This window comes from Streptomyces sp. TRM68367, assembly GCF_014495685.1.
Taxonomy (GTDB): domain Bacteria; phylum Actinomycetota; class Actinomycetes; order Streptomycetales; family Streptomycetaceae; genus Streptomyces.
In genome coordinates this window covers 1-2,317 of the sequence record NZ_JACTVI010000245.1, presented here as the reverse complement: position 1 = coordinate 2,317, position 2,317 = coordinate 1, and the positions used below count along the sequence as shown (strand labels likewise).

Below are 2,317 nucleotides of genomic sequence, written 5' to 3'. Positions count from 1 at the left end.
ACCACCACCCGAAGGACGAACCAGGACGAATCCTCAACCCCGACCGACCACCCCAGGCCGGCGCGCGCACGTGAATGATCGAGGCCGGTTCAAGCTTCCGTTGCCGGACATCCCTGTCATCCCTACAGCCCCACCCGTAAGATCTTTGCTCATGCGGATGGCCGGTGGATGGCCGGGCAGGCCGCACCAGTCAAGCCACGGGGGGAAGGCCCTGCGGCGATCTGAACGGGAGGGAGAGCCGTCATGGCCAAGGACACAGACCTTACTTACTCCGAGATGGAGAAGAAGGCCAACGATCTCATCAAAGCCATGGGTGACATGGAAGAGATGCTGAAGGCCATCGAAAAGGGCGTCGAGGAACTGGTGTCGAACGGGTTCACCACCCAGAAGGCCTCGGGCGCCTACGACGAGTCCATCAAGGACTTCACCAAGGGCGCGCAGAAGACCATCAAGGGCCTGGAAGGCCTGTCCAAGTTCCTGACCAGCGCCAAGAAGGCGTACGAGGACCTGGACGAGCAGTTGGCGAAGAGCGCCAAGGGCTGAGCGGCGCTCAGCCGTACTCGGGTGCGACGGGGTATGTGTGGGCCCCGTCGCACCCTTCGTTCAACGTGAAACAAGCTGGTGCGAGGTCAGCGGGGGAGTTCCATGAGTGATCAGCAAGCTGACGTTGACCGGATCAAGGAGTGCTCCAGGGCGCTGAAACGTATCCGCGACACCTTTGCCGAGCGGGGTAATCCGGCCGATGGCTATGGCGTCGGTGAGATCGGTTCGCAGAAGATCCTGGACGTCTTCGAGAAGTTCGGCAGTAACTGGAAGATTCACCGCCAGCGGCTCACCGAGGAACTGGAGAAGCTGCACGGGATCACCACGACCGCAGCGGAGTTAGTCGCACCGGCGTGGCCGCACTGCTGAAGGCTGCGGGCATCCCTTTGCACGTGGTACGAGACCTGAATGATCCGCTGGTGTCCAAGAAGGCTCGGCGCGGAGGCGGCACGTCACTCAGCCCGGGGAGTGTCTTCCCGCTGTGGTACTGGCTGACGCGTGCGGTCGCGGGATTCGTCTGGTTCGCCCTGTTCACGGTGATCGTCTTCTCCGAGACGGCGGCTCCCTGGCTCATCCTCCCCTTGGCGACGGCTGCCTTCGTCGCCCCAGTGATGCGCTTGGCCCTTCGTTGGTGGACCCGACTGCGTCTGCGCAGACACAGCCCTGTTGTGAGGGATCGCATCAGACCCGCGCCCACCGACGGGCTGGGAGCAACCGTCCGGTTCCGTCGGGACGCCGAGCTGCGAGTGCAGGACCGTGACCTCGTCCTGCGAGACGTGGGCGGACAGGAGTACTGGCTCCCCCTGACAGGCCCACACGCTGTGACATCCCTGGTCCTTGTGCGCGACCGGGCGGGCACAGCGCTGGGCGCCGAACTCCGAGGCCCTCACGAGCAGGTGCGTGCCGTGTTGTCATGGCGTCTGTGGTTCGGCGGCAAGAACGGTGAGGACGGATGGTCCAGGCTGCGCCAGACCACCGGACTGCGGTTCACCGAGCGCTCCCTGAGCGGGAAGGCCGGCTGGCCTAAGGGACCCACGCTCGGTGCGCAACCGCTGCCCGAGTCCGGCCGGGACGCTCGCGGTTTGTCGCGTTTCCCCAGCACTATTGCAGGCGTGTCCTCAACCGCTGTCATGGCCTTCGGTTCCTTCTTCTCCATTGCCCAGGGGCTGCGGATCGAGGACACACACCCAGGTGCGGGGATGGCCGCGATCCTGATGGGCGCCCTCGGCAGCTTTCTACAGGCAGCTCCATACCTCGGCCACCAACTGAGCAGTCGGCTCTGGCTCGACCGGCCGGCCCCGGCACAGACACCCACGGAGAGCGTCGTATGACCAGCCCCCAGGAAACCGCGCCTCCGGACGACTACCGCCTCCTGCTCCCTGAGGGCTGGTTCCGGATCTCTCTGGATCCCGAACAGCGAGACAAGTCGATCGATGCGCTCGTGCAGCGCCAGTTCCACGGCATCGACAACGTGCCGCACCTCAAGGAGGGGCTTCGTAAGGATCTGCGGCGCCGTGCCACCAAGGCGTACCGCAGTGGCGGCATTGAGCTGTACCTCAGCCTCCAGGAGGTCGGCCCCTTCACCATTCCGGCTTCGCTGCTGGTCACCCTGGCGCCACTCCGTCACCCCGAGGCGCCTGCCGCTCGAAACCCTGGCACAGGCGCTGGCCAGGGATGGCGAGGGGACAGTTACGGCAGCTGTAGATAGCCCTGCCTGTGCTCATCGCGGCTGGTCAGCGGTTTGAGGGGGGTGGGTGCGGGGCACGAGGACGGC

Annotated in this window: 4 protein-coding genes; all 4 read left to right on the top strand. The window is 65.2% G+C overall.

Features of this window, described 5'->3' with window-relative positions:
* Window positions 1–243: 243 nt before the first annotated feature.
* The 4 genes from H8R17_RS45230 (at window position 244) to H8R17_RS45215 (ending at window position 2,251) form a co-directional block, all read left to right on the top strand.
* Window positions 244–543 carry a WXG100 family type VII secretion target gene (locus tag H8R17_RS45230; protein ID WP_187828959.1) on the top strand — a complete coding sequence of 100 codons (300 nt, stop codon included), beginning with the start codon at window positions 244–246 and terminating at the stop codon, window positions 541–543.
* A gap of 102 nt (window positions 544–645) precedes the next feature.
* On the top strand, window positions 646–912 hold the full coding sequence (locus H8R17_RS45225) for a hypothetical protein (RefSeq protein WP_187828958.1): 267 nt from the start codon (window positions 646–648) through the stop codon (window positions 910–912).
* Between the two features lie 50 nt (window positions 913–962).
* Window positions 963–1,874: a hypothetical protein gene (locus H8R17_RS45220; protein ID WP_187828957.1), complete on the top strand. Its 912-nt coding sequence runs from the start codon at window positions 963–965 to the stop codon at window positions 1,872–1,874.
* Complete coding sequence (locus H8R17_RS45215; protein WP_187828956.1) at window positions 1,871–2,251, top strand: hypothetical protein; 381 nt, start codon at window positions 1,871–1,873, stop codon at window positions 2,249–2,251. Before H8R17_RS45220 ends, H8R17_RS45215 begins: the two co-directional genes overlap by 4 nt.
* Window positions 2,252–2,317: the final 66 nt, after the last annotated feature.